The sequence below is a fragment of the Bacillus sp. MBGLi79 genome, assembly GCF_002953915.1.
The window spans coordinates 3,389,730-3,410,853 of sequence record NZ_CP026521.1 but is presented as its reverse complement, the minus strand read 5'-3'; the positions used below and the strand labels follow the sequence as shown (position 1 = coordinate 3,410,853).

The following is a 21,124-nucleotide window of genomic DNA, read 5'->3' as shown; positions in this document are numbered from 1 at the left end:
CGAGCTGTAGGTTTATGATTTTGCTTTCACAAAAAGCTGATTGATTGATGATAAATCAAGGTTTTGCGTCAGAAAAGGCGGCGGGAATTGTTTGTTTTTCGGGGTCAAAACGGATTGGTAAACTTCATTGAGCCGTTTGGCAGCATGTGTAAAGGTAAATAAAGCTTCTACATGCTTACGGCCGTTTTTTGTCATTTTGTTCATTAATTCTTGATCTGTAAAGGCTCTGTCAATTGCTTTTGCAAATGAAGAAGGTTTGTTGTAGCTGTCAATGACAAGGCCGGTGACTTCGTGTTTTACGACCTCTCCGTTTCCGCCCCGGTTTGTGGTAATTAAGGGCGTGCCGGCTGCCATTGCTTCATAATTCACACGGGCGAGCGGTTCATTCCACTGAGAGCTGCACACAAATACATCTGCCATCAGAAAAAGGTTTGGTATGTCGTCTGCGGGAATGAATTTTGTAAAGATCACGTGGTCTCTGTACGGCAGCGCCAGCTTGCGAAGATAGGTGACATATTGATTTTCGCTGTCATCGCTGAACCACTTCCCGCCCGCTATGACAAGTACAGCATCAGGATGCTGCTGCAAAATCCGTCTCATGCTGTGGATGAGAAGGTGAGGCCCTTTTGTCGGGCTTAAGCGGCCGGCGAATAAAATAACTTTTTTATCCTCAATGTCGTATTTTTTTCGGTATGTTTCTCTGACAGCCGCGCCTTTCGTCGTCCAGACGGGCGGATAAGCGTGTAAATCAACGCCCGAGTACACGACTCTTGTGATGTCCTCGGCTTCAGGGAAACGATCGATGACGGTTTGTTTAATAAATTCGCTGACAGTTGTGATCATGGAGACATTGTCGAGTACTTCTTTTCCTTGCGCGAAGGTCATCTTTTTTTCAGAAAACATTTCGTTATGCAGGCTCAGAATGATCTTGCTGTTTGGTGAAGCCTTTTTATATAAAGAGACATTTAAAGGCCTGTTAAACACATGAATGAGGTCAAAGGAAGAGGCTCGCAGCTCTTCGGCTACCGCCTCTCGGTAATGCTCTTTTGGCAGATGGATATAATGTACGCCGTTTTTCGTTTCTCTTTTTGGAAGCGATGGATCTTCTATTGAAAAAATGGTCAGGTCGTAGCGGCTGCTGAAATAGGGCGTGACACCGTCAATCATCATTTGAATAGCGCCGCCGCGTACCGCGGGCGCCGGCAGCTTTTCTGTACAGATAAAGGCAAGCTTCATTTTCATTCCCCCTGATACAGCGACGATAAATAGGCAATTTCGTTAGTCAAGCCATCCTTTAAGGATGTGGCAGGATCATAATGCAAGAGCTGCTTTGCTTTTGAAATATCCGCCCACGTGTTGCTCGGTTCCCCTGCTATTTTGTCCGAAAAGTGCAGTGTTGCTTTTTTGCCGGAAATCTCTTCAATGAGGGAGACAACCTTTAAGACTGAGGCACGTTCAGCACCGCCGATATTTACCGTTTCACCAATAAGGTGGGGTTTCCCAAGAACAGCGGTGATGCCTTTGACACAGTCGCCGATGTAAGTAAAATCTCTTGACTGCTGCCCGTCACCGAAGATCGTGAGCGGCTGTTGCTGAAGGTGCTGCTTGATGAGCCGGTGAAAAGCCATGTCCGGCCGCTGTCTTGGTCCGTAAACGGTAAAAAAACGGAGAATCACAATTGGAATGCCAAAGCTTTGTTGATACACATGGCAAAGCTTTTCGCCGGTAAGCTTTGTTACCCCGTACGGAGATAAAGGAGAAAGCGATGTGTTCTCGCTGACTTTTCCTTGTTTTTCGCCATAGACGGAAGAGGTGGATGCAAAGACGAACGTTTGAATAGGATGTTCCCGGCATGCCTCGAGAAGTCTTTGGAGCGCCTGGATATTATGTGCGGCATATGGGTGAAAATGATTGCCCCAGCTTGAGCGGACACCCGGAATGGCCGCCAGATGAAAGATGACGTCTACTCCTTCCAGTAAGGGAGAAAGATCCGCTGTCAGCAGATTTTCCTTTATAAACGTAAATCGTTTTTCTTGCAGCAGGGTTTTAAGGTTTTTTAATTTTAAGGAAAATGGAGTAGGACCGATAAAGTCATCGATTCCGATAACGTGATGTCTCTTATCCTTCAGTAATTCTTCGCAGAGGTGGGAGCCGATAAATCCCGCTGCTCCTGTGACGAGTATTCTCATGGGCGCCCAACCCCCGTACAGATCAGGCCGCAAGCCTCGATCGGTTCTTTTTTCAGTACGTTGCGTCCGTCAATCACAAGACGCCCTTTCATGATATCTGCAGCCTTTTTCCAATCAAACGCTAAAAACTCAGGCCATTCTGTCGCCAAAAATAAAAAGTCACTCTCTTCTATCGCATCGAAAGCTTGAGAATGCTGAGTTGCATGTTGCCGCAAATGTTCTGGAAGGACAGCTTCAGGATCATATGCATGAACATCACATCCCAGCTCTGCCAGCTTTTCGATCAGTCTGACGGCCTGAGAATTTCTGGTGTCATCGGTATGGGGTTTGAAGGAAATGCCGAGTACAGCTGCTTTCTTGCCTTGAAGTGTATCGAAGAATGACTGTATTTTTTTGATATACAGGCCGAGCTGGGTGTCGTTAATGTGCTGCACGGCTTGAAGCAGGAAGGTCTCCGTGTTTTTTTCCTTGGCAGCAAATTGCAGCGCCTGCAGATCCTTTGGAAAACAAGAGCCGCCGTATCCGATGCCAGCCTGCAAAAAGTGCCTCCCGATTCTCGGATCTAGTCCGATAGCGCGGGAAATATCCGAGATATCTGAATGATAGGCTTCACATAAGCGGGCCATTTCGTTAATGAGTGAGATTTTGGCTGCTAAAAAGAAGTTGTTGGCATATTTGATCAGCTCTGCTCCTGCTAAGCTTGTAATGATATAAGGGGTGTCAATGTGTTTGTAAATAGATTTGACGATTGCTGCCGATACGTGATCTCCTTCCTGAATACCGATGACCGTTTTGTCAGGATGCAGCATGTCATATAAGGCGTTACCTTCCCGCAGAAACTCGGGATTGGATACGATGTTAAACAAACTTTCAGACACACCGGAGGCAACCAGCTGTTTTGCTATGTTTTCATTTGTCCCGGGCGGAACAGTGCTTTTCGTAATAATGGTTTTATACGATCGAATCGCCTCGCTCAAATCGCTGATGACGGACTGCAGGGCTTTCGTATCAGCTGACCCGTCCAAACGCGGTGGAGTTCCGACTGCGATAAAGATGACGGGACATTTCTCCATGCTCGATTTCACTTCAGAAGAAAACGAGAGATTGCCGCAATGGTTTACTGCATCAGAAAGCCCAGGCTCGTAAAAGGGAATGTCTCCATTTTTCAGCTGCTCGATTTTTTTGACGTCTTTGTCTGTGCATATCATGTCATGCCCGATGGATGCCAGTGCCGCTGATAAAGTTAAACCGACATATCCGGCGCCAACCACACAAATTTTCATCACCTGAGCTCCTTTTCAAGATTACTGGTCATATATCAATATCCTATTAAAAAAGGGCTGGTTCGTGATTCCGCTTTCTGCCCAGTTGCGTCCGCCTAATTTCACATGGACAAACATCGGGATGCGCTCTTGGAATATCATGTAATAAACATAAGCTGAGGGGAAAATACCATGATAAAAAAAGCGATCATTCCTGCCGGAGGATTCGGCACGAGAAATCTGCCGGTGACGAAGGTGATTCCGAAAGAAATGTTTCCGGTAGGGTCTAAGCCTGTAATTCATTATATTGTTGAAGAACTAAAGGAATCAGGCATTGAGGACATTTTGATGGTTGTATCGAGCCATAAAAACCTGATTGTCGACTACTTCGATTCCTCTTTGGCACTCGAAGCTTTTCTGGCCTCCCGGGATAAACTTCATTTACTCAGTGAGCATCCAATTCCAGATATACGGATTCACTATGTGCGCCAGCCTTATGCAAAGGGTTTGGGTGATGCCATTTCTTACGGAAGGCCATTTGCAGGCGGAGAACCTTTTGCCGTCGTTTTGCCCGATGATCTGATTTTTTCCGCCAATCAGCCGGCTTTAGGGCAGCTGATTGAAGCGTATACGAAATATCAGTCCAGTGTGATCGGCTTAAAAGAAACAAAAACGGAGGATTTACATCATTACGGGGTGATAAAGGGGGAGCCTGTTGAAAAAGGGGTTTATCGCATCCAGGATATTGTGGAAAAGCCTAAACAAAACCCGCCATCTCATTTTGCTGCAGCAGGACGTTATATTTTTACACCGGATATCTTTGATAAGCTGGACGAATTAGAAGCTGATAACGGAGGAGAAGTGCAGGTAACGGATGCGATTAAAGCTTCACTCGGGGCATGCAATGTTTACGGGAAATTGCTAGAGGGCGAGCGGTATGACATCGGCCTGCAAAAGGATTATTTGAGGCTGATTTCCGATATGCTGAAAACGGAAAAGAACCCCCGATAATCGGGGGTTCAATCAGCGTGGAGATCGCCGAATGTTGTCATGATTCCCTCTTCGTCAAGCTCTTCCTCATAACGCTCATGGGCCCTGCTTTGATAAACTGTAATTTCTTTGCCGGTGATATCAGTAGCAATGAAATTTTCGTAAGACTCCGTATTGCCGATATTCTCTTCGGCGTTCATCGTCATATCATCGTAGCTGAGCGGCGGATTTTCCATATCCTGCGGCGTTTGCGAGTTACCGTATTTTTCGACATCCTGATAGGAATCTTCACTGTCATATGGCGCTCTGATTTCTTCATCATCGTCAAATTCAAATTGCCCGAAAGGTGTTTCTTCTTCAATCGGACGGTCTTTGGACACCACGTCCTGTGACGAATACTCCGCGAGTGTTGTGGCAGTCGGAAGCGCCTCAAGTCTTTCGTAAGGGATTTCCTTTCCGCTGACTTCACAAATACCGTACGTACCGTTTTCTATCGCTTTTAATGAATGCTCAATGTCCCGAAGGTGCTCTCGCTCATGTAAATCGAGAGCGATGTCTTTTTCACGCTCGTAAAGTTCGGTTGCTTGGTCTCCGGGGTGGTTATCATAAGCTGAAAGTTCACCCATTGAATCATACGGAAAGGCTGAATTGAGCTGAAAATGGTCATTGTCTTTGAAACGGTTTAAGATATCTTTTTTCGTTTGCTCCAGTTCATTTTTTAAATGCTGCAGCTTGTCTTTTGTAAGCAATGTGATCGCCTCGTTTCTCTTTGATGCATACCTTTAGTATGAACAGATCGCCGGAGAACTTTCATAAATGCCGGATGGAGGAATATAGGGGATTTTCCTTTTATGGTAAGCGGATACAAGCTTTGCTACCAGTGGAGAAAGAAATTTAAGCTTTGTTTCTTTTTCATTTCTGAAATTAGGTTTATAATAGGTAAGGCAGGCCATTTGGACTGCACGATCTGTGTTTGACACAAAGAAGACACAGGTGTATGGTATTAAAAGCATTTTAAGGATTATGGAGGAATGTCTCATGGTGACAACGGTGCAGCGTACGTTCCGAAAGGAAGTTCTACATGCATTACATAAAGCCAAAGAAGTCAACCATGCTGTCTTAATAAGCTATTCGAGACAAATCGAGTCTCTTGACCCTCTATCATTTTTCAATTACAGAGCAAAAAAATATACAGGCAATCGATTTTTTTGGTCAGATCCTGAAAGTGAATTGACAATAGTCGGTCTTGGCAAAGAAGCGGTTTTCCAGACAAATCAAAAAAGCAGCGAGCGGTATCGTGAGGTTTTTGAACAATGGGAGCGCTTTAAAAAGACGGCTTTTCATATTTATGAAGAAGAAAAGCTGCAGCATTCTGCAGTGGGACCTGTGTTATTCGGAGGATTTTCTTTTGACCCTTGCGAAGAAAGAGGTACACAATGGGACCATTTCTCGGAAGGGGATTTCTTTGTGCCTTCGCTTATGCTGACAATGACTGCTGAAGGCCCGTTCTTAACAGTCAACAGATGGGTAAAAGGACAAGAAGATGCAGAGGCTGTTTTGGAAGGCTTACAAGCTTTTGCAGCGGAATTTATGATTCCCGGTTTCAAGCAAGAAGATCAAGCTGTGATTGCAGAAGTTCAAGAGCTGGATAAGGATGATTGGCTGAAAGCAATCAAAACGGCAACAAACCAAATTAGAGAGAAACAATATGATAAAGTGGTTCTTGCCCGAGAGCTGCTGCTCACGTTTGACGGTCCAATCCAAATTGAACCGGTGCTTAAAACGCTTCTGAACGATCAGCAGACAAGTTATGTTTTTGCAATTGAACAGGGAGGCAAAACCTTTGTCGGCGCATCTCCAGAAAGACTGATCAAAAGGGACGGCAGCACTGTCATGTCTACTTGTCTGGCAGGCTCCATTAAACGAGGCGTGAATGAAGAAGAAGACCGCCGGATCGGGCTTGAATTATTAAACGATGAGAAAAACCTGATTGAGCATGATATTGTCGTAGGCATGATTCATAACGCTTTTGAATCAGCCTGTTCGGAGGTTGAAAAGCCTGATGGACCTGTATTGTATAAAACAAAAAGCGTTCAGCACCTATTTACGCCGATTGTCGGACAGCTGCGTGACTCTGCTTCGATTTTTGACTTAATTGAGAAGCTGCATCCCACTCCGGCGCTTGGGGGAGCACCTAAGGAAAAAGCTGTTGAAGTGATCCGAGAGATTGAACCGATGAATCGCGGCTGGTATGCAGCCCCTATCGGCTGGATTGACAGCCAAGATAACGGGGAATTCGCAGTAGCCATTCGTTCCGGACTGATCGAAGGCAGAACAGCAAGGCTGTTTGCCGGGTGCGGTATTGTGGAAGACTCGGAACCAATCTCGGAATATGAAGAAACGCAGATTAAATTGAAGCCGATGATCTCTGCATTAGGAGGTGAGAGGCGTTGACTGTCAACCCGATTACTCATTACATCGGAAGTTTTATTGATGAATTCGCCCTTTCCGGAATTACGGACGCCGTCGTTTGTCCGGGCTCAAGATCCACGCCGCTGGCTATTCTTGCTGCCGCGCACCCCGATATTAGCGTCCATGTCCAAATTGATGAAAGATCGGCCGGGTTTTTTGCACTAGGATTGGCAAAAGCGAAGCAGCGTCCCGTACTATTGATCTGCACATCAGGAACAGCCGCGGCCAATTTTTATCCGGCTGTGGTTGAAGCCCATTATTCAAGGGTGCCAATTATTGTGTTAACTGCTGATCGGCCTCATGAGCTGCGCGAAGTAGGCGCACCGCAGGCTATTAATCAGCACTTCTTATTCGGTAACTTTGTTAAGTTTTTCACAGACTCTGCTCTTCCTGAAGAGTCTCCGCAAATGCTGAGATACATCCGAACGCTGGCAAGCCGCGCTGCCGGTGAAGCACAAAAACGACCAATGGGGCCTGTCCATGTGAATGTGCCGCTGCGCGAACCGCTGATGCCGGATCTTTCGGATGAGCCGTTTGGAAGAATGAGAACAGGCCGTCATGTGTCTGTAAAAACGGGTACGCAGTCTGTTGACCGCGAATCCCTGTCTGATGTGGCTGAAATGCTCACAGAGGCTGAAAAAGGAATGATCGTCTGCGGAGAGCTCCATAGTGAAGCGGATAAGGAAAACATTATTGCGTTGTCAAAAGCGCTTCAGTATCCGATTTTAGCGGATCCGCTATCTAATTTGCGGAATGGTGTTCATGATAAAAGCACTGTCATTGATGCGTATGATTCATTTTTAAAAGATGATGAGCTGAAGCTGAAACTTCGTCCTGATGTTGTCATCCGGTTTGGGCCGATGCCTGTTTCAAAACCGGTTTTCTTATGGCTTAAGGATGATCCGGCGATTCAGCAAATCGTGATTGACGAGGATGGAGGGTGGAGAGACCCGACACAGGCAAGCGCGCATATGATCCATTGTAATGCGTCTGTTTTTGCTGAGGAGATCATGGCAGGCCTTACTGCTGCCACCAGATCATCAGAGTGGCTTGAGAAGTGGCAGTATGTCAATGAGCGGTTCCGTGCGCATCTGCAAACCATCAGCAGTGAAGATGTTTCGTTTGAAGGCAATCTCTATCGAATCCTTCAGCATCTTGTGCCTGAAAACAGCTCGCTGTTTGTCGGCAACAGCATGCCGATCAGGGATGTTGATACGTTTTTTGAAAAGCAGGAACGCCCTTTCCGGATTTATTCAAACCGGGGCGCAAATGGAATAGACGGTGTCGTCTCCTCTGCGATGGGGGTATGTGAAGGAACAAAAGCGCCTGTTACCCTTGTGATTGGAGATTTATCTTTTTATCATGATTTAAACGGCCTGCTCGCGGCCAAAAAACTGGGCATTCCTCTTACTGTGATTCTTGTCAATAATGACGGCGGAGGGATTTTCTCCTTTTTGCCGCAGGCTTCTGAGAAGACACACTTTGAAGATTTGTTCGGCACACCGATTGGGCTCGATTTCAAGCATGCGGCTGCACTTTACGGCGGAACGTATTCATGCCCGGCTTCATGGGATGAATTCAAAACAGATTACGCGCCGCAGGCAGACAAGCCCGGACTCCATTTGATCGAAATCAAAACAGATCGCCAATCGAGAGTCCAGCTTCATCGCGATATGCTGAACGAGGCTGTGCGGGAAGTGAAAAAGCAATGGGATCTGTAAACATAACGGTGTCAGATGGTGTCCGATATGCTGTGACAGACGTCGGGCCGGATGCTTCCGAAGCCGTCGTCTGTCTGCACGGGTTTACTGGCAGCAAACAATCATGGACTTTTCTTGATGAGATGCTGCCTGATTCTCGCTTGATCAAAATTGATTGTTTAGGGCATGGTGAAACCGATGCCCCGCTGAATGGGAAAAGATACAGCACTAGCCGGCAGGTTTCTGACCTTGCCGAGATTTTTAATCAATTAAAACTTCACAAAGTGAAATTGATTGGGTATTCTATGGGAGGAAGGCTTGCTTACTCTTTTGCGATGACATATCCAAAGCGGGTATCAGCACTTGTGCTTGAAAGCACAACGCCGGGACTCAAAACGCTTGGGGAACGGCGGGAGCGGATCATGCGGGACCGGAAGCTTGCTGATTTTATTTTGCGTGACGGGATCAAAGCGTTTGTTGAGTATTGGGAGAACATCCCTTTGTTTTCATCCCAGCAGCGGCTGGCAGAAGATATTCGGCACAGGATACGATCGGGCCGTCTGCGGAACAATAAGATTGGGCTTGCGAACAGTTTAACCGGCATGGGCACCGGTTCACAGCCTTCCTTGTGGAGCCGTGTAGAAGAAATAGCCGTTCCTGTGCTCCTTATCTGCGGCGAGTGGGACGAAAAATTTTGTGCCATCAATCAAGAGGTGCATAAGATGCTTCCTTCTAGTAGAATAGAGATTGTTCCAAAGGCAGGACATACGGTCCATGTGGAACAGCCGCGATTGTTTGGTAAAATAGTGAGTGAGTTTTTGACAAGCATCTGACTCATTCACATAGAGAATAAAAGGAGGTCATCATATGGCTGAATGGAAAACAAAACGGACATACGATGAGATATTGTATGAAACGTATAATGGCATTGCAAAAATAACAATCAACCGACCTGAGGTACATAATGCGTTTACCCCTAAAACGGTTGCTGAAATGATTGATGCGTTTGCTGACGCAAGAGACGACCAAAACGTTGGGGTTATCGTGCTTGCCGGCGCAGGGGACAAAGCATTTTGTTCTGGCGGAGACCAAAAAGTGCGCGGTCACGGTGGATATGTAGGAGACGACCAGATCCCGCGTCTAAACGTATTGGATCTTCAGCGTTTAATCCGTGTCATTCCGAAACCTGTTGTTGCGATGGTGTCTGGATATGCGATCGGCGGAGGCCATGTGCTTCACATCGTATGTGACTTGACAATTGCTGCAGACAACGCAATTTTCGGACAAACAGGCCCTAAAGTGGGAAGCTTCGATGCAGGTTACGGTTCTGGCTACCTGGCTCGAATTGTAGGGCACAAAAAAGCACGTGAAATCTGGTACCTATGCCGTCAGTACAACGCACAAGAAGCACTGGACATGGGTCTTGTCAACACAGTCGTTCCTTTGGAACAGCTTGAAGAAGAAACGATTAAATGGTGTGAAGAAATGCTTGAAAAAAGCCCGACCGCACTGCGCTTTCTTAAAGCTGCGTTTAACGCGGACACAGACGGACTTGCTGGAATTCAGCAGTTTGCAGGGGATGCTACCCTTCTTTACTACACAACAGATGAAGCAAAAGAAGGCCGTGATTCCTTCAAGGAAAAACGCAAACCTGATTTCGGACAGTTCCCCCGTTTCCCGTGATCAGCAATACTTAGTCAACCAACAGCTTGAGACTTTGCGGTCCAAGCTGTTTTCTTTTCAATACAGACATTTTACCTCGGAGATGATGACATGCTGACAGAACAGCCCAACTGGCTCATGCAGCGGGCGCAGCTGACACCTGAGAGAATCGCTCTCATCTATAAAGACCAAACCGTTACATTTGCAGAATTGTTTGCCGCGTCTAAACGAATGGCGGAACAGCTTGCCGCTCATTCGGTTCGGAAAGGGGATACTGCGGCTATTTTGCTCCAAAACCGTGCAGAAATGGTATACGCTGTTCACGCTTGTTTTTTGCTAGGTGTTAAAGCGGTGCTTTTGAATACAAAGCTGTCAACACATGAAAGGCTGTTTCAGCTGGAGGATTCCGGCTCCGGCTTTTTACTGACAGACTCAAGCTTTGACAGAAAAGAGTATGAACATATCGTTCAAACGATTGATGTGGATGAATTGATGAAAGAAGCCGCGGGGGAAATGGAGATCCAGGCTTATATGCAAATGGATGCAACGGCGACGCTGATGTATACATCGGGTACGACAGGAAAGCCAAAGGGAGTTCAGCAAACGTTCGGCAACCATTATTTCAGTGCGGTGTCGTCCGCGCTTAATTTGGGTATAACAGAACAAGACCGCTGGCTTATCGCATTGCCGCTCTTTCACATCAGCGGCTTGTCCGCATTATTTAAATCTGTGATCTATGGAATGACTGTCGTGCTTCATCAGCGTTTTTCCGTAAGCGATGTGCTGGATTCTATCAACAGGCATGAAGTGACAATGGTATCTGCGGTTCAGACTATGCTGGCCAGTCTTTTACAAGAAACAAGCCGCTGCCCTGAATCCATCAGATGCATTCTTCTCGGCGGCGGTCCTGCACCGCTGCCATTGCTTGAGGAATGCCGTGAGAAAGGATTCCCTGTCTTTCAGTCATATGGAATGACAGAAACTTGCTCACAAATTGTTACCCTGTCGCCGGAATTCAGCATGGAGAAGCTCGGATCTGCGGGGAAACCGCTGTTTTCATGTGAAATCAAAATCGAGCGGGACGGACAGGCATGTGAACCGTTCGAACACGGTGAAATTATGGTCAAAGGCCCGAATGTCATGAAAAGCTATTTTAACCGAGAGAGCGCAAACGAAGCCTCCTTTCAAAATGGCTGGCTGAAAACAGGTGATCTTGGGTATTTGGACAATGAAGGCTTTTTATATGTATTAGACAGACGTTCAGATCTGATCATTTCTGGCGGAGAAAACATTTATCCGGCCGAAGTGGAGTCAGTGCTGCTTTCACACCCCGCTGTGGCCGAAGCCGGAGTTTCAGGGGCTGAGGACAGAAAATGGGGGAAAGTGCCTCACGCCTATCTTGTCCTTCACAAGCCTGTGAGCGCAGAAGAATTGAGGGCATACTGCAAAGAACGCTTGGCAAAGTATAAAATTCCGGCAAAATTCTTTGTGCTTGACCGCCTGCCGCGCAATGCGTCTAATAAGCTCTTGCGAAATCGGCTGAAAGATGCGCGTAAAGGAGAACTGCTATGATCGAAATAGAAAAAATTACGCTTTACCATTTGAGCATGAATTTAAAGAAACCGTTTAAAAACAGTATCGAAACGCTTCAAGAGCGTAAATTTCTGATCGTGGAAGCCATTGATACATCAGGTGTTACAGGCTGGGGAGAAGTTTCTGCTTTCTCTTCTCCTTGGTACACCGAGGAAACCATTGGAACATGTTTGCATATGCTAAAAGATTTTTTTATTCCAAATGTCGTCGGCCGTGAATTTAATCACCCTTCAGAAGTGCCGGACAGCCTGGCGCGGTATAAAGGAAACCGGATGGCAAAAGCGGGACTTGAATCGGCTGTCTGGGATATCTATGCGAAAAAGAAGGGCATATCTCTTGCTGAGGCATTGGGCGGAACAAGAGATAAAGTCCCTGCCGGAGTGGTTGTCGGCCTGGCACCCCTTGACGATATGCTGAAGGAAATTGAAAGCTATCAAAAAGAAGGTTATCAAAGAATAAAAATTAAAATTCAGCCTGGGCAGGATGTGGAATTGGTCAAGGCCATCCGCAGCCGGTTCCCAAACATCCCGCTCATGGCTGATGCCAATTCCTCCTATGAGCTGAAGGATATCAGCCGCTTAAAGGAGCTTGATGAATTCCAGTTAATGATGATTGAGCAGCCTCTTCAAGCTGACGACATCGTTGACCACCGCCACTTGCAGAAACATTTGAAAACGGCCATTTGCCTTGATGAAAGCATTTGTTCAGTTGATGATGCGAGACGGGCGATTGAGCTGGGAAGCTGCAAAATTATTAATATAAAGCCTTCGCGTGTCGGCGGCTTAACAGAAGCTTTAAAAATTCATGATTTATGCCAAGAGCATCACATGCAGGTGTGGTGCGGAGGAATGCTGGAAACCGGCATATCGAGAGCGCAGAACGTTGCGCTTGCTTCACTGCCTCAATTCACAATACCCGGCGATATTTCATCATCCTCACGCTATTGGGATGAAGATATTGTGACCCCTGATATTCGTATTGATAATGGATTTATTTCTGTGTCAAAACAGCCTGGTTTAGGGGTTGAGGTGAACCAGGATATTATGCGAAAATATGTGACCAAAATGGATGTTTTCACACAGCATGGGTAAGAAAAAAGCATTTTGCTATTTTGAATGAATGACACTATGCTGTTACAGTAAAAGTGTTCATTGAATACATCCCTTCTCGTTTGGACCGGCTGCTGACCCAGCCGGTTTTTTTATGTAAATGGAGCTTGACAAAAATGGCCAAACGCGATAATTTTGCACTAGAGAAACTTTTTGTCCTAAGTAAATAAAATATGCTTTTGTCTAATTAAATGTCACATGTCTAAGAACTGATATCATAAGATAAAAAAATCGGACATTGATGGCAAAGAGGAGGAGAAACATGAAACGAGGGCTGATGGCGGCAGTGCTTTTTGCGGCCTTTGCTTTAACAGGATGCGGAACAGATTCAGCCGGAAAGAGCGCTGATCAACAATTACAAGTGACAGCGACAACATCTCAAATTGCCGATGCAGCAGAAAACATCGGAGGAAAGCATGTAAAAGTCACCTCGTTAATGGGGCCGGGGGTTGATCCGCACCTTTACAAAGCTTCGCAAGGTGACACGAAAAAATTAATGTCAGCCGATGTTGTTCTGTACAGCGGGTTGCATTTGGAAGGGAAAATGGAGGACGTCCTCCAAAAAATCGGTGAACAAAAACAAGCAGCGGCAGTTGCTGAGGCCATTCCGAAAAACAAGCTTATTTCAGCGGGGGAAGGCAAGACGTTTGATCCCCACGTGTGGTTCAGCATTCCGCTATGGATCTATGCAGTGGATGAAATTGAAGCGCAATTCAGCAAAGCAATGCCTCAGCACGCAGATGACTTTCAGAAAAATGCCAAAGCATACAAAGAAGATTTGCAAAATTTAGATAAATGGTCGCGTCAGGAGATCGCACATATTCCTGAGAAAAGCCGAGTGCTTGTGACTGCTCATGATGCGTTTGCGTACTTTGGGAATGAATATGGATTTAAGGTAAAAGGCCTGCAGGGACTAAGCACAGATTCGGATTACGGATTAAGGGATGTTCAGGAGCTGGTTGATCTTCTGACAGAAAAACAAATCAAAGCTGTGTTCGTAGAAAGCAGCGTATCTGAAAAATCAATCAATGCAGTGGTGGAAGGCGCTAAAGAAAAAGGCCATACCGTCACAATCGGCGGCCAGCTTTATTCGGATGCCATGGGTGAAAAGGGCACCAAAGAAGGCACATACGAAGGAATGTTCCGCCACAATATCAACACGATTACTAAAGCGCTTAAATAAAGAAAAGAGGTGAAGGATATGTTCCCTATTGAGCTTGATAATGTGACAGTTGCTTATCATAAAAGGCCTGTGCTGCAGGACATTTCGCTGCAGGTGCCGGAAGGAAAACTGATTGGCATTATCGGCCCAAACGGCGCGGGAAAATCAACTTTGATCAAAACCATTCTCGGTCTTGTGCCTCGGGCTTCAGGAGACATTTCTATTTACGGCAAAGACTATAAGGATCAGCGGACCAGAATCGGATATGTTCCGCAGCGCGGCTCGGTTGACTGGGATTTCCCTACAAGCGCGCTCGATGTCGTCCTAATGGGAAGATACGGAAGAATCGGTTTATTAAAGAGGCCAAAGAAAGCAGATGTGGAAATGGCGAAGGCCGCTTTAGCAAAAGTCGGGATGCTTGATTATGCGAATAGGCAGATCAGCCAGCTGTCAGGCGGCCAGCAGCAGCGGGTGTTTCTTGCCCGGGCACTCTGCCAGAACGCTGACATTTATTTTATGGATGAACCGTTTGCAGGTGTCGATGCAGCGACGGAGCGCGCGATTATGACGCTTCTGGCAGAACTCAAAGAAAAAGGAAAAACCGTGCTTGTCGTCCATCATGACTTGCAGACCGCCGAGGATTATTTTGATTGGATTTTACTGCTTCATTTAAGAAAAATCGCTTTCGGACCGGCGGAAAACGTTTTTACAATCGATAACCTGCAAAAAACATATGGAGGAAGGCTTACGTTTTTAAAAGATAAAGTCATAGCAGAAGGGCATAAGGAGTGAGCGCAATGTTTGAAAGTTTGTGGCTGCAGCTCCAGCATCCGAACACACAGTGGGTGCTGGCGGGTACGCTTTTGCTCGGGGCGGCAAGCGGTGTTTTGGGTAGCTTTGTGCTGCTGAGAAAGCAAAGTTTAATCGGCGATGCGATGGCCCATTCAGCTCTGCCGGGCGTGTGTTTCGCTTTTCTGCTCACCGGGCAAAAATCACTGCCTTTCTTTTTGCTGGGTGCGGCGCTTGCCGGACTGCTCGGAACGTTTTGTATTCAGGTGATTTCGCGGCTTTCAAAAACAAAGGAGGACTCGGCGATCGGGATAGTTCTTTCTGTGTTTTTTGGCGTTGGGATTATTCTTTTGACATATATTCAGCAGCAGGGGGCGGGAAGCCAAAGCGGGCTTGATTCTTTTTTGTTCGGCCAGGCTGCTTCATTGGTCAGACAGGATATCATCCTTATTGCAGGAATATCTGCTGTTCTGCTGCTCCTATGTATTGTTTTCTTTAAGGAATTTACATTGATTACTTTTGATCTCGTGTTTGCAAAGGGATTGGGAATCCCGGTGCGTTTTTTGAACGGACTTTTGGCTAGTCTGATTGTCGGTGCTGTTGTTATTGGGCTTCAGACGGTTGGTGTGATATTAATGGCGGCTATGCTGATTACACCTGCCATAGCTGCAAGATATTGGACCGAACGATTGACAGGGATGATCATCATTGCCGGGATCACTGGCGGGGTCAGCGGAGTGGCCGGAACCCTGCTGAGCACGACCATGAAGGGAATGGCGACAGGGCCATTAATAATCATATCTGCAACGCTGATCTTTCTTTTTTCAATGATTTGCGCGCCTAAGCGGGGGTTGGCGGCTAAAGCCATAAGGCTGATGAGGCTTCGGCGCAGAACAAGCAGGGAGCAGGTGCTGCTGACGATTTATGAACATTATGAAAAGAATAATCTTTGTGTAACTGTTGAAAGTGTAAGAAAGAAAAGACGCCTATCCCCTTCATTATGCCTTAAGGCATTAAATGACTTGGAACAAGAGAGGTGCATTGAGCGTATCGAAAATGGGATTTGGCAAATCACAAGCAAAGGGATAGAAAAAGGCTATCACACAGCTTTGAAGCAGCGGATGTATGAAGTGTATCTCATGCATGAAATGGAGCTTGCCAATATAGAATTCGACCAGGACTGTTTTGATCCGGATCGTTTGCCAGGGGAAACGAGAGAACGGCTTTTTTCATTATTAAAGCTGTATGGCCGGATGCCTGAGCTGCGAAAAGCGTCTCATGAAGCCGAGAAGGGACAGATCGCAAATGAGTTTTGAAGCATGGATTATAGCTACCGGTGTATTAGTCGGTGTAAGCTGCGCATTGATCGGCACATTTCTTGTGCTGAGAAGCATGGCAATGCTGGCCGACGCAATCAGCCATACCGTGTTGCTTGGCATTGTCGGCGCTTTTCTAGTGACCGGGAGTCTCGACGGGATTTCTATGTTTATCGGTGCAGCTGTAGCCGGATTGTTAACGGCATTTTTGGTTCAGCTTCTTCATAGCAAGGGGGTTCAATCAGATGCTGCCATAGGCGTTGTGTTTACATCCTTATTTGCAATCGGCGTCATTTTGCTTTCTGTTTATGGAGCGAATGTCCATCTCGATATTGAGCACTCGTTAATGGGAGAAATCGCTTTTGTGCCGTGGAATACGATGACGGCATTCGGAGTTGATATCGGGCCGAAAGCGTTTTGGATGCTGGCATCTGTTCTGGTTTTAAACGTAGTGTTGATCAGTGTATGCTATAAGGAGTTTAAAATCGCTTCGTTTGATCCTCAAATGGCTTTAGCCTTAGGAATACCGGTTTTGCTGATTCATTACGTGCAAATGGGCATGCTGTCTTTGACGACTGTTGCTTCCTTTGATTCAGTGGGTGCTGTATTGGTTGTGGCCATGTTGATTGTTCCGCCTGCTGCGGCACATTTGCTGACAGACCGGCTTCTTTATATGCTGATTCTCAGCGCGTTGATTGGCGGGCTGTCGGCGATTATGGGCTATTTCTTCGCAACGTGGCTTAATGTTTCGATTTCAGGAGCGATGGCGGCCATGACAGGTGTATGGTATGCAAGTGCCTTTTTGTTTTCACCTGCAAACGGGGTCATGACTAAAAAGCTGAGAACACTCAACATACAAAAAGAAAGAGCTGGCTGAGGCAGCTCTTTCTTTTAATTACAATTCATGCGGCTTAAACGTTTTGCAGTCTGTTTCCCGGCTGTTTTCAGCCGTTTCACCAGTATGGCTGACAACATAAATGGCATCAGCGGTGCATTTGTTTCCTTTGCCCCAATAAGAACAGTTGTTGACTTCGCATAGAATTTTCTGCTCCATGCCATCCCCTCCTTATAAAGGTTCTGGGTTAGTATAGCCGGCAGGCTTCACCTCTATTCCTCCTGGCGGATATAGCGTTTATCTCGCATAAACATTTTCCAGAAGAAATAAAAGCCCGGAAATAGAATGATAAATGCGACGATATACGTCGCAAACAGTGCCCTGAACGTTGCTGGCTCTGTGAAGCCTGACATGACTGTCACATCGGGATAAATCATATACGGAAGATGCGCCCGCCCGTACGCGTAGCTTGCGAGAAAATACTGTATCCCAATCGCGACAAGTGCAAGCCGCGGTTTTCCGATGTTTTCTCCAAAACTCTTGTTAGGGAGAAACAGAGCGATTCCAGCAATGACAAATGTAATGAACGATGCAATAATCCAAGTAAAATCATTCAGCATTCCGCTGTAAAGCCAGTTTGCTTCATTCCGCATTGTCACCATAATGCATACAGCAAACAGCAGTGAAATCGGGCCGGTGATCAGGGCGCTTTTTCTGTAGGCCCGGTACGCATCCTGTTCCTCTGCCACATTTGAAACATCTGCAAGCAATAGCGAGGATAAAAATAAGGTGCTTAAAATCGCAAATCCGATAAATGAATAGGCGTTGGGGCTTGAAAAGATTTTAGACATATTCAAGTTGTAGATCCCGTCCGTTTTTTCGATAAATCCTCCATGAGTCACAGGAAGCACCAAAATTAAAACAGCAGGAATGATAAAGCCGGAGATGCCGGAAATATATCTTAGCGTTTTCCGCTCTTTTGCTGTGTTTGAAAAAACGAGAAATCCGCTTCGGATCGCTAAAAGCAGCAAAATTATGCTGCCGGGAATTAATAACACGGTGCCGAGCACAAATGTCGCACCGGGAAAAAAACTGAAAAGCGCCACGACGATGGCCACAATAAAGACGTTTGTGACCTCCCAAGTCGGAGACAAAAAGCGATTTGCAATATCGGTGGCCTTCATGTGTTCCTTGTTTAAATAGATCATAGACCAAAATCCAGCTCCAAAATCCATTGTCGCCATGACGGCGTAAATAAACACAAAGCCCCAGATAATTGAGATGGCGATCAGAGCGTCAGTTGAAATGTCCATTTGTCGATCTTCCTTCCATTTGGTTTCCTGTTTGCGGAGCCATTACGACTCCGCTGTATTTAAATCTTCGTCAACCGGGTGCTTGCGGAAATAGTACAAGAGCACGTAGACGACAGCTGCGCCTAACACGGCATAAACAAATGTGAAAAACAAGAAGAGCACTCCGATCGAACCAGTCGTTGTCACGACATCCGATGTTTTCAGCAGATGATAGATGACCCAAGGCTGCCTCCCCGTACAGGCGAAAATCCAGCCGAATTCAATGCCGATAAGACTAAAAGGGCCTGCTGTCATGAAAATGACCAAAAGCCACGTCGGGAATCGGTCTTTCTTGAGCACCTTTCTCCAGACCACACCGATAATGGAATAAAGAATCAACAGCATGCCTACTCCGACCATCGCATTAAACAGCGTGTGAATAAAAAGCGGCGGCCATTCATCTCTAGGAAATGCATTCAATCCCTTTACAACAGTGTCAAAACGGTTCGCTGCCAAAAAGCTTAAAGCCCATGGAATCTCGATAGCCCATTTTACTTTTTCTTCTTTCGGGTCGGTAAAACCGCCGATCGCGAGCGGAGCGTGGGATCTTGTTTCGAACAGGCCTTCCGCACCGGCTAATTTTTCGGGCTGGTATTCGTACAGCATTTGTGCTGATTCGTGTCCGTTCAAAGCGGTCAGCAATGAAAAAATACCGCCGATCGTGAGTGCGAGCAAAAGGGCTTTCCGGTGAAAGCGATAGACCTTTTCCTTTTTTCTCGTCCGGATCATTTTATATGCGGCCACAGAAGCTACGATAAACGCTCCCGTCATAAATGCGGATAAAACGACATGGCCCGCAGTGATAAAAAAGCTTGGGTTGAAGAACGCGGCCCACGGATCAACATCTGTGATTTTTCCGTTTAAAATTTTAAAACCTGCCGGAGTTCCTTCAAAGGCATGGACATTCGTGATCAGAACAGCGGATGCTGCGGCCCCGACTAACACAAAGAAAACAGCAACAATCCTCATTGCAGGTGATAAGCGGTCTGCTGCGTATACATAAATCGACATGAAAAGGGCTTCAACAAAAAAAGCATAGATTTCAATTTGAAACGGCAGGGACATGACCCGGCCGATGACTTCCATAAATCCCGGCCATAAAAGCGCGAGCTGAGTGCCCGCGATCGTTCCGGTCGGTATGGCGACTCCCAGTAAAACAGCTTGTGCTTTCGTCCACCTTTTCGCCATGATCGCATAATGGTCATCTTTCGTTTTTTGATAAATCAATTCCGCCACTAAAATCATGAGCGGCAGACCGACTCCAAGCGTTGCGAAAATGATATGAAAGCCCATTGTCGTGCCAAAAAGGCTTCTGGCCAAAACTAAATCATCCACAATCGTAAACCACCTTTCTCAAAAGACGTTCTGTATGTATTTTGGGTTTATTATTTGCTTCCTCGGTTAGATTATTCTTCCTATTCTTAAATGCCATGAGGTTTACGATGAGAGAACAGAGGGAAGGATGTAAGAAGATTGACAAAACGTTTGTGACGTTATAAAATAAAACGTAATTATTACGATTTGATGAAAGGAGACACTCATGAAAGAAGGAATTCATCCAAAGAACCACAAAGTGATATTTCAGGATGTCAACAGCGGCTACCGTTTTCTAAGCACCTCTACTAAAACATCTAATGAAACAGCAGAGTGGGAAGACGGCAACACATATCCCGTCATTAAAGTAGAAGTAAGCTCTGACACGCATCCGTTTTATACTGGCCGCCAGAAATTCAATGAAAAAGGCGGACGAGTTGAGCAGTTCAAAAAACGCTATAACATGGGGAAATAAGGCAGACCTGAGGGTTTGTCTTTTTTTATTATGACGAATAAACAAGTGTTGTGATATATTGAAGAGTAAAAAGAATAGAAAGGGACAACGAACATGAGTCTTCTAAATGATATTCTCGAATTTAACAAGACATTTACTGAACAAAGAGAGTATGAAAAGTATAAAACGTCAAAATTCCCCGATAAAAAAATGGCGATTCTTTCTTGCATGGACACTCGTCTGGTTGAACTGCTGCCGCATTCGATGAATATGCGAAACGGCGATGTGAAAATCATTAAAAGTGCCGGTGCGCTTGTGACACACCCATTCGGAAGCATCATGAGAAGTTTACTCGTCGCAGTGTACGAGCTGAACGCCGATGAGGTATGTGTGATCGGACATCACGATTGCGGCATGAGCAAAATCAGCAGCGAAAGCATGCTTGATAGAATCAAAGAAAGAGGAATTCCGGAAGAACGCATCGAAACATTAAAGTACTCCGGTGTTGATTTTGATCAATGGTTTAAAAGCTTTGATTCAGTAGAAGCAAGTGTGAAAGACAGCGTAGAAGTCATTAAACATCATCCGCTGTTCCCGGAAAACGTTCCAGTCCATGGCTTAGTTATTGATCCTGACACAGGAAAACTGGATCTTGTCGTAAACGGCTATAACGCTTAATGTTTGTGTTTCTTTTCAGGAACGGGATCGACCCCTCCCGGATGGAACGGATGGCATTTCAAAATCCGTTTGATTGTCAGCCAGCCGCCTTTTAAAGCCCCATGTGTTTTAATCGCTTCGATTCCATATTGAGAGCAAGTCGGATAAAAGCGGCATGTTGGCGGCGTCAGCGGCGAGATGAATTTTTGATATCCTCTGATCAGAGCGATAAATAGGGTTTTCATATGTATTCAGCAACCTTTCTGAT

The 21,124-nt window shown here is 46.0% G+C and carries 21 protein-coding genes; 13 read left to right on the top strand and 8 right to left on the bottom strand.

Annotated elements, in window-relative coordinates:
• Positions 1-12: 12 nt before the first annotated feature.
• From C1T29_RS17330 to C1T29_RS17320, 3 genes are read right to left on the bottom strand one after another with little or no spacing between them, the layout of a single operon-like run.
• Positions 13-1,236 (bottom strand): glycosyltransferase family 4 protein, encoded by a 1,224-nt coding sequence (locus C1T29_RS17330; RefSeq protein WP_095432496.1) that lies wholly within the window; start codon positions 1,234-1,236, stop codon positions 13-15.
• Between the two features lie 2 nt (positions 1,237-1,238).
• Entirely contained in the window at positions 1,239-2,189 is a 951-nt protein-coding gene (locus C1T29_RS17325) for an NAD-dependent epimerase/dehydratase family protein (RefSeq protein ID WP_103749880.1), read from the bottom strand.
• Entirely contained in the window at positions 2,186-3,472 is a 1,287-nt protein-coding gene (locus tag C1T29_RS17320) for a UDP-glucose dehydrogenase family protein (RefSeq protein ID WP_103749881.1), read from the bottom strand. Before C1T29_RS17320 ends, C1T29_RS17325 begins: the two co-directional genes overlap by 4 nt.
• Before the next feature lie 171 nt (positions 3,473-3,643).
• Here C1T29_RS17320 and C1T29_RS17315 point away from each other — a divergent pair, with 171 nt between their 5' ends.
• Positions 3,644-4,462 (top strand): UTP--glucose-1-phosphate uridylyltransferase, encoded by an 819-nt coding sequence (locus C1T29_RS17315; protein ID WP_095432493.1) that lies wholly within the window; start codon positions 3,644-3,646, stop codon positions 4,460-4,462.
• An 8-nt stretch (positions 4,463-4,470) separates the two neighbouring features.
• On the opposite strand, the gene C1T29_RS17310 is transcribed toward C1T29_RS17315, so the two are convergent.
• Entirely contained in the window at positions 4,471-5,190 is a 720-nt protein-coding gene (locus C1T29_RS17310; protein WP_095432492.1) for a yteA family sporulation protein, read from the bottom strand.
• Between the two features lie 289 nt (positions 5,191-5,479).
• On the opposite strand from C1T29_RS17310, the gene C1T29_RS17305 reads away from it, so the two are divergent.
• The 10 genes from C1T29_RS17305 (at position 5,480) to mntD (ending at position 17,121) form a co-directional block, all read left to right on the top strand.
• A complete protein-coding gene (locus C1T29_RS17305; RefSeq protein WP_095432491.1) occupies positions 5,480-6,895 on the top strand; it encodes an isochorismate synthase in 1,416 nt (471 codons plus the stop codon).
• Entirely contained in the window at positions 6,892-8,634 is a 1,743-nt protein-coding gene (gene menD, locus C1T29_RS17300; RefSeq protein ID WP_095432490.1) for a 2-succinyl-5-enolpyruvyl-6-hydroxy-3-cyclohexene-1-carboxylic-acid synthase, read from the top strand. The genes C1T29_RS17305 and menD overlap by 4 nt, the downstream gene beginning before the upstream one ends.
• Positions 8,622-9,446: a 2-succinyl-6-hydroxy-2,4-cyclohexadiene-1-carboxylate synthase gene (gene menH / locus C1T29_RS17295; RefSeq protein WP_095432489.1), complete on the top strand. Its 825-nt coding sequence runs from the start codon at positions 8,622-8,624 to the stop codon at positions 9,444-9,446. The genes menD and menH overlap by 13 nt, the downstream gene beginning before the upstream one ends.
• Before the next feature lie 34 nt (positions 9,447-9,480).
• Complete coding sequence (gene menB, locus C1T29_RS17290; RefSeq protein WP_003229054.1) at positions 9,481-10,296, top strand: 1,4-dihydroxy-2-naphthoyl-CoA synthase; 816 nt, start codon at positions 9,481-9,483, stop codon at positions 10,294-10,296.
• A 90-nt stretch (positions 10,297-10,386) separates the two neighbouring features.
• A complete protein-coding gene (locus C1T29_RS17285) occupies positions 10,387-11,847 on the top strand; it encodes an o-succinylbenzoate--CoA ligase (protein ID WP_103749882.1) in 1,461 nt (486 codons plus the stop codon).
• A complete protein-coding gene (gene menC / locus C1T29_RS17280) occupies positions 11,844-12,959 on the top strand; it encodes an o-succinylbenzoate synthase (RefSeq protein ID WP_014665102.1) in 1,116 nt (371 codons plus the stop codon). Before C1T29_RS17285 ends, menC begins: the two co-directional genes overlap by 4 nt.
• A 280-nt stretch (positions 12,960-13,239) precedes the next feature.
• A complete protein-coding gene (mntA, locus tag C1T29_RS17275; protein ID WP_095432487.1) occupies positions 13,240-14,160 on the top strand; it encodes a manganese ABC transporter substrate-binding protein/adhesin MntA in 921 nt (306 codons plus the stop codon).
• Between the two features lie 18 nt (positions 14,161-14,178).
• The gene (gene mntB, locus C1T29_RS17270; RefSeq protein ID WP_103749883.1) at positions 14,179-14,931 is read left to right on the top strand and encodes a manganese ABC transporter ATP-binding protein MntB; all 753 of its coding nucleotides are present in this window, start codon (positions 14,179-14,181) and stop codon (positions 14,929-14,931) included.
• Positions 14,932-14,936: 5 nt separating this feature from the next.
• The gene (mntC, locus tag C1T29_RS17265; RefSeq protein WP_103749884.1) at positions 14,937-16,244 is read left to right on the top strand and encodes a manganese ABC transporter permease MntC; all 1,308 of its coding nucleotides are present in this window, start codon (positions 14,937-14,939) and stop codon (positions 16,242-16,244) included.
• Complete coding sequence (gene mntD / locus C1T29_RS17260; protein WP_103749885.1) at positions 16,234-17,121, top strand: manganese ABC transporter permease MntD; 888 nt, start codon at positions 16,234-16,236, stop codon at positions 17,119-17,121. Before mntC ends, mntD begins: the two co-directional genes overlap by 11 nt.
• Before the next feature lie 18 nt (positions 17,122-17,139).
• On the opposite strand, the gene C1T29_RS17255 is transcribed toward mntD, so the two are convergent.
• The 3 genes from C1T29_RS17255 to C1T29_RS17245 are packed head-to-tail and all read right to left on the bottom strand — an operon-like array spanning position 17,140 to position 19,766.
• On the bottom strand, positions 17,140-17,298 hold the full coding sequence (locus tag C1T29_RS17255; protein ID WP_014665097.1) for a DUF1540 domain-containing protein: 159 nt from the start codon (positions 17,296-17,298) through the stop codon (positions 17,140-17,142).
• Positions 17,299-17,351: 53 nt separating this feature from the next.
• Complete coding sequence (locus C1T29_RS17250) at positions 17,352-18,392, bottom strand: cytochrome d ubiquinol oxidase subunit II (protein WP_103749886.1); 1,041 nt, start codon at positions 18,390-18,392, stop codon at positions 17,352-17,354.
• A gap of 42 nt (positions 18,393-18,434) precedes the next feature.
• Positions 18,435-19,766 carry a cytochrome ubiquinol oxidase subunit I gene (locus C1T29_RS17245; protein ID WP_014665095.1) on the bottom strand — a complete coding sequence of 444 codons (1,332 nt, stop codon included), beginning with the start codon at positions 19,764-19,766 and terminating at the stop codon, positions 18,435-18,437.
• A gap of 205 nt (positions 19,767-19,971) precedes the next feature.
• On the opposite strand from C1T29_RS17245, the gene C1T29_RS17240 reads away from it, so the two are divergent.
• Positions 19,972-20,220 carry a type B 50S ribosomal protein L31 gene (locus C1T29_RS17240; protein ID WP_003219346.1) on the top strand — a complete coding sequence of 83 codons (249 nt, stop codon included), beginning with the start codon at positions 19,972-19,974 and terminating at the stop codon, positions 20,218-20,220.
• Between the two features lie 93 nt (positions 20,221-20,313).
• Positions 20,314-20,877 (top strand): beta-class carbonic anhydrase, encoded by a 564-nt coding sequence (locus C1T29_RS17235; RefSeq protein ID WP_014665093.1) that lies wholly within the window; start codon positions 20,314-20,316, stop codon positions 20,875-20,877.
• On the opposite strand, the gene yidD is transcribed toward C1T29_RS17235, so the two are convergent.
• Positions 20,874-21,101 carry a membrane protein insertion efficiency factor YidD gene (yidD, locus tag C1T29_RS17230; RefSeq protein ID WP_014665092.1) on the bottom strand — a complete coding sequence of 76 codons (228 nt, stop codon included), beginning with the start codon at positions 21,099-21,101 and terminating at the stop codon, positions 20,874-20,876. The two genes, C1T29_RS17235 and yidD, sit on opposite strands and share 4 nt — an antisense overlap.
• Positions 21,102-21,124: the final 23 nt, after the last annotated feature.